Genomic DNA, 244 nt, shown 5'->3' with positions numbered 1-244 from the left:
AGCAATATCTGGACGGTTTGGGCGAAGCCTGTTTGTGGCGCAAAGCCGAAACAGCCGGAGCCGAAGCATGACGCACCGTCATATCGCTCTGATTCCCGCTGCCGGTATCGGAACGCGCTTTGGGGCGGGAAAGCCCAAGCAATACGTTGAAATCAACGGCAAAACCGTGTTGCAGCATACGATAGACATTTTTGAAAACCATCCTGCCATCGATTTGATTGCCGTTATCGTATCGCCAGAAGAC

At 52.5% G+C, this 244-nt stretch carries 1 protein-coding gene; it reads left to right on the top strand.

All coding sequences use genetic code 11. From position 1 onward, the window contains the following. Window positions 1-67: 67 nt before the first annotated feature. Window positions 68-244, top strand: a 177-nt coding sequence (locus ACTHS3_RS18440; protein WP_440368865.1) for a 2-C-methyl-D-erythritol 4-phosphate cytidylyltransferase, incomplete at its 3' end; no start/stop codon positions are given.

The sequence above is a fragment of the Neisseria sp. P0009.S007 genome (assembly GCF_051962515.1).
Note: the sequence above shows the minus strand (reverse complement) of the source record. Positions and strands in the feature narration are given on the sequence as shown.